The sequence below is a fragment of the Calothrix rhizosoleniae SC01 genome (assembly GCF_900185595.1).
Classification (GTDB): Bacteria; Cyanobacteriota; Cyanobacteriia; order Cyanobacteriales; family Nostocaceae; genus Calothrix_A; species Calothrix_A rhizosoleniae.
This window is the reverse complement of the sequence record NZ_FYBH01000390.1, coordinates 1-5,248: the sequence shown is the minus strand read 5'-3', so window position 1 is coordinate 5,248 and position 5,248 is coordinate 1. Positions and strand designations below refer to the sequence as shown.

General features: G+C 39.3%; 5 protein-coding genes. All 5 read right to left on the bottom strand.

What is annotated here, in order from left to right; genetic code table 11:
* Positions 1–336 (bottom strand): polysaccharide deacetylase family protein (locus CALSC_RS23885; protein WP_235006919.1); only part of this gene is annotated, 336 nt, incomplete at its 3' end.
* A gap of 172 nt (positions 337–508) precedes the next feature.
* Positions 509–1,141: a DUF4340 domain-containing protein gene (locus CALSC_RS23880; protein ID WP_088243729.1), complete on the bottom strand. Its 633-nt coding sequence runs from the start codon at positions 1,139–1,141 to the stop codon at positions 509–511.
* An 86-nt stretch (positions 1,142–1,227) separates the two neighbouring features.
* On the bottom strand, positions 1,228–2,976 hold the full coding sequence (locus tag CALSC_RS23875; RefSeq protein ID WP_235006918.1) for a GldG family protein: 1,749 nt from the start codon (positions 2,974–2,976) through the stop codon (positions 1,228–1,230).
* A 48-nt stretch (positions 2,977–3,024) separates the two neighbouring features.
* Positions 3,025–3,843 (bottom strand): ABC transporter permease, encoded by an 819-nt coding sequence (locus tag CALSC_RS23870; protein ID WP_088243727.1) that lies wholly within the window; start codon positions 3,841–3,843, stop codon positions 3,025–3,027.
* A complete protein-coding gene (locus CALSC_RS23865; RefSeq protein WP_088243726.1) occupies positions 3,844–4,851 on the bottom strand; it encodes an ABC transporter ATP-binding protein in 1,008 nt (335 codons plus the stop codon). It abuts the gene before it with no gap.
* Positions 4,852–5,248: the final 397 nt, after the last annotated feature.

Sequence of the window (5,248 nt, the reverse complement as noted above, 5' to 3'; positions counted from 1 at the left end):
AATACTTGGCTTATCTTCAGTTAGATGGTTGGCTAACTCATGTCCATAACTAACCATTCTCTCGACAAGAGCCTCATTGCCTTTTACTCTATTGCTGATGATAAAGAATGTAGCGTGTGCTCCGTAACGTTCCAGAACTTCCAAAATCTTCGGTGTCGTTATAGGATCAGGACCATCATCAATAGTAAGCGCAATTAGTTGCTTATCGGTTTCAGCAAAATATACAACCCCAGGGAAAAGAAAGGTGACAATGGAAAGAAGGTACCGAGGTTGAAAGAACAGAACTGCGATCAAACTTAATACTGCTGAACTTGAAAGTATTAAAAAGTAGTTCAAGATCGTTGCCTTACTATGCTTTATATCTTATTGAGAATTACTATAAGCGATCGCCTGTTACAATAAGGCTCAATATATTTAGTGGAAAAATTGACTGGTGTGAAGGCTCTGACACTTCCACATCACAAATCTCTGGCTGATTTACAACAGTTATTAGATAAGAAATTAGACCTTACTTGTTCTCCTCTGGGGTAGGTTGTGGGAGGCTGGGTAAAGGTTTGGGCTGAGTGGTTTGTGCTGGTTGTTTCCATTCGGCGAGTTCTCGGTTAACAGCATTGGCAAAATCTTTAGATACCAACAAAACATTTATTTTGCCATTCTTGTTGGCGGTAGAACCTAATTGTGCGTACAACGAACCTTTGTTATAGGTAGTTTGTCCCAAAATTAGGGTACGGTTTTTTTGATTTTTGAGTTTGATATCTATTCTGGCTTGGGGTGGTTCCAAGCCAAATTCTTTGAGTTCATCTGCTGCAACAGATAAAGTGCGATCGCTTTTACCTTTAACTAATAAATTAATTAAATAAGCCGCGATCGCATCATTGGCTGGTAATTTCTCTGGGGAAGTCAGTAACCACTTTGGTTTTTCCGATTTTTGGTTCCTCTCTAAATTGATAACGAGATTTTTGGTATTGATAGTTAAGGACTGAATATCATTCTCTTGGAAAGAAAAAATTTGTTGCTGTTTTTGTTTTTCTTCTTGCTGAACTTGTTGTTGGGTTTTACCATTCATTTCAGAAAAGTAGACAAAACCACTCAAACCCAAGGCTAATAAAAGCAAAATTAAAGTAGTTCTTTGTAATTTCATCTCTAGGAATTTTTGGTTAATTGAACAGTAAAAAATAGGATAGAAGTGTAGACATTGATCCACTTCCATCTGTTGTTCTACCTTAATTATCTTCTTTTCAACCAAAGAGCGATCGCTCCAATGATTCCAATTAAGGGTAAAACTATTAAGGATGATATTGTTAACAAACTTGCTTGAGCTGAATTGAGATTAATCCGTCTGTTTTTGGCTGACTTGGGACGAATAGATAGGGGTTGGGTATCTTGCTGACTCAACCAAGTGACTGAATTTAAGAAAACATCTCCATTTAATGCCCGTTGAAACCAAGTATTAGTTGCAAATCGAGAGTTACCTATGACTACTAATCTGGTTTCCCGATCACTGATTTTGGCTTGATTATTGGTAGGTGTGGGTGAGGGACTAGGTTGAGCCGTAGGAGTTGGTGATGTTGTGGGTGAGGGACTAGCCTGAGCTGTAGGAGTTGGTGATGTTGTGGGTTTTGTTGTGGGTGAGGGACTAGTCTGAGTGGTAGCAGTTGGTGATGTTGTAGGTGAAGGACTAGATTGAGGTTTGGGAGCTGGTGATTTTTCCACTACTTTCCGTGTTAATGCTACCCCTAGGGTCAAAGGACCTTTGCGATCGCTTTTTTCATCAAATTCTAAGTTTTCGCTTTGTAGGTCACTTTCTGCCCAACTGCTAGGATAGGGTTTAGTTAGCAATAAAGGGTTTGCTTGTACTCCCTTGACTGGCTTAGTTTCTATGGGTCGTGCTAATTGATAAAAAGAAATATTATTGCCAAAATTCTTGGTAATTGGATGCTGTCCATAGGTTGTAACAAGAGGGATTGCAGGACCAAGGGCTGCATTTCCAGAAACATCCACTGCTAATCTGGGATCTAGTGTTACTCCCCATTCTTTCAGTAAAGGAGCTAACTTTGGATCTGTACCTGGATCGACCATTAATAGCAAGTTACCACCGCTATTTAGGTAATTTTGTAAGGTTTTTACTTCATTGGCGAATAAGTCCTGGGTTGCTCCAGCGATGATGACTACCGCCGCATCATTGGGAACCTCCGATTTATCTGTGAGAGTTAATGGTTCAGCAACATAGTTTTTATCAGCTAATGCCTGAACTGCTTGTGACATGGCATTATTGCCCCTATTCAGGGGATGTTCTCCATGACCCTGGAGAAAATAGACTTTTAGGGTCGTGGCGCTAGAAATTTGTTGTAAACGATTGGTGAGTCTAACTTCAGAAAGCCGTTCGTTAACATTTGTCACCTTTATCCGTTGTTTACCTGATTCTAGATATACTTTGCCATTGTTTTCATCCACCCCAAATTTTTTCACCAATCCCGGTTTTGCTTGGGGATCTACATATGCAAATTTAAATTTAGAATTGTATCGTTGGTAATTTTCTAATAACTCTCTTTCTTGGGGATTTTGAGTCACATCAAATACCCAAACTTTTACAGGTGATTTTAAGGAACGGACTAATTCCTGGGACTGCGGAGCAAGGGTAAATAATTGAGTTTCTGTTAAATCTTGGCGTACAGAGTAGCGAGTTCCTAAAAAGTTAATTAATCCCAGAATTACTATGGCTGAACTGGTGGCGATGATGGCATTAGTCCCTACCTGGGTGGAGCGTTTTCCCCACCAGTTAGAACGTTTACTTTGCCACAATGTCCAGATAATAGCGATCGCAACTCCGGTGACAATTAGAATGAGGGGGACTATATCCCATTTTTCTGAGAAAAAACCTACTGTTAAGCCCGCAGTAATTAAGAATGGGCTTAACCAAAACCAATACTTGCCAATTTTTTGGATCACGGATTGATATGGATTTAAAGATTGCACGGATGATTTGGATGAGTTTCTAGGCGTTAATACCTGTTTTTTAGGTAACTACCGTCGCTGGAAGCGAAGTGCATCAATGGACTGGGCGGTAAGAAAAATTCCTAAAATAATGTAACTACTAAATAATATCAAGCTGCTGACATCCAAAATTCCTTGGATTAAGTTGTTGTAGTGTTTAAGTAAGGATAAATATCCCAAAGCTTCACCCAATGTTCCGCCTACACTTTTGGCGATGAGATCAAGAAAGAGTAACAATAAAATTACAGCAAAAGTCAGCACCGCAGATAAAATTGTACTGTCGGTTAATGAAGAAATAAACATTCCTAAGGATAAAATGGCTGCTGCTAATAAGACCAATCCTACATGACCAAGTATGGGAATAATTGGTGACATGGGAGGATTAGAAGCACCCAATACAATTGCTTCTAATGCCAATATGGGAATCACTAGAGTTGTAAAAAATGTAACTACTCCTAGTAACTTTCCTACGGCTACGGCCCAATTAGTAATTGGTGAAGTTGCTAAAAGTTCTAAAGTGCCACGCTTACGTTCTTCAGCATAAAGCCCCATAGATAAAATGGGCAGTATAAACAATAAAAGCCACCCCATGCGGTCTAAAAATGCCCGTAAAAACTCGTAAGCGACATCTATTGTTGGTACAGGAGCATTGAATTGTTGTTTTTGTACTTGTAAATCCCAGGCGGCAACTGCTGGCAAAATACCTTCTGGTCCAATTAAAATCGAGATTAGAAATAACCCTGATAAGAACCAAAACACCCCGGCAATAATATAAGCCAAAGGCGATACAAAATAACTTTGTAGTTCTCGGCGATAAATGGCAAAAATATTACTCAGTACAATACCCATTTAAGCCGCTTCCTCCTCGTTGGCTGTATCTGTTACGGATGGTAGATTTTTTTCTGCTGTTGTTAGTTGTAAAAACACGTCTTCTAATGTGGCATTAATCCGTCGCATTTCATGCAAACCAAATCCTGATTGTATCAATAGGTTAGCAATATCTTTACCTGGTTCGCTGCCGGATTGGGATATAACTCTTAAATGGGTAAGGTTTTCTGCTTGATTTCTGTGGCGCAATTTTTCTGAAGTCGGCATTATTTCAACCAAATTGACACCAGGTACGTTTTGCAGTAATTGTTGAGCCAGATGAGCTTCTCCAGAAATTTCGACTTCATAACTGGAGCTACCTGTTAACTCATTCATGAGATTTTCTGGTGTATTGGTAGCTACCACTTGACCGCGATTAATAATTGCTACCCGGCTACATGTCATACTTACTTCTGGCAAAATATGAGTGGAAAGAATAATTGTATGACTACCGGCTAAATTTTTGATTAAGTTACGTACTTCAATGATTTGCCGGGGGTCTAGTCCTACGGTTGGTTCATCGAGGATAATTGCTGGAGGATCGTGGACTATGGCTTGGGCAATACCTACCCGTTGGCGATATCCCTTAGAAAGCTTACGAATGATTGTATAACGCTTATCTTGGAGACTACAACGTTCCATTGCTGATTTTACTTTGTCGGTGCGATCGCCTGGGGATATTCCTTTGATCCGGGCAACAAAATGTAAAAATCCCTCTACTGACATTTCTGGATATAACGGGGGTGTTTCTGGTAAATATCCTATTCGCTGTCGTACTAATAGGGAATTTTCATAAACATCATAGCCAGCAATTTTGGCTGTACCACTAGTCGCGGGTAAATAACCAGCTAAAATTCTCATGGTTGTTGTTTTCCCGGCACCATTTGGTCCGAGAAAACCTAGTATTTCTCCAGGCTCAACGTTAAAAGTAATATCAGAAATCGCAGAGGTAGAACCGTATATCTTACTTAGATGCTCAACTTCAATCATTAGTTTTTAGTCAATAGGGACTGTTTGTGTACCAAATAATAATTTAGCGCTCAAGGAGAATTTAGAATTTAGAATGAGGAATTTATAATTATTACCCCATCGGTGAATCAAAGGGCTTGTATCCAATGTTGTTTGGTTATTGATCATTGTTATTTGATTATGCTTGGCAATTTTCTTAACTCCTTAACTCCCCCTTACTTCTTGATTTCTTTTTGATTGAGAACCTTCTCATACTAAGTTGCATTCTGTTGTAAGTAATTCGGCACAATAAAACCAAACTATGTGAAGAGAAGTAAATAAAGCTAAAACCCTTTTTCCCCCTGCTCTCCTCCAGGTTGCGCCACTTGACTATCTTGGCAAGCAACTTGGTATCAGCAACTTTAGTAATGCTATATAC

Excerpts from the sequence above, each read along its gene's own strand:
- CALSC_RS23880 (WP_088243729.1), bottom strand. The coding sequence starts at position 1,141 with ATGAAATTACAAAGAACTACTTTAATTTTGCTTTTATTAGCCTTGGGT.
- CALSC_RS23870 (WP_088243727.1), bottom strand. The coding sequence starts at position 3,843 with ATGGGTATTGTACTGAGTAATATTTTTGCCATTTATCGCCGAGAACTA.
- CALSC_RS23865 (WP_088243726.1), bottom strand. The coding sequence starts at position 4,851 with ATGATTGAAGTTGAGCATCTAAGTAAGATATACGGTTCTACCTCTGCG.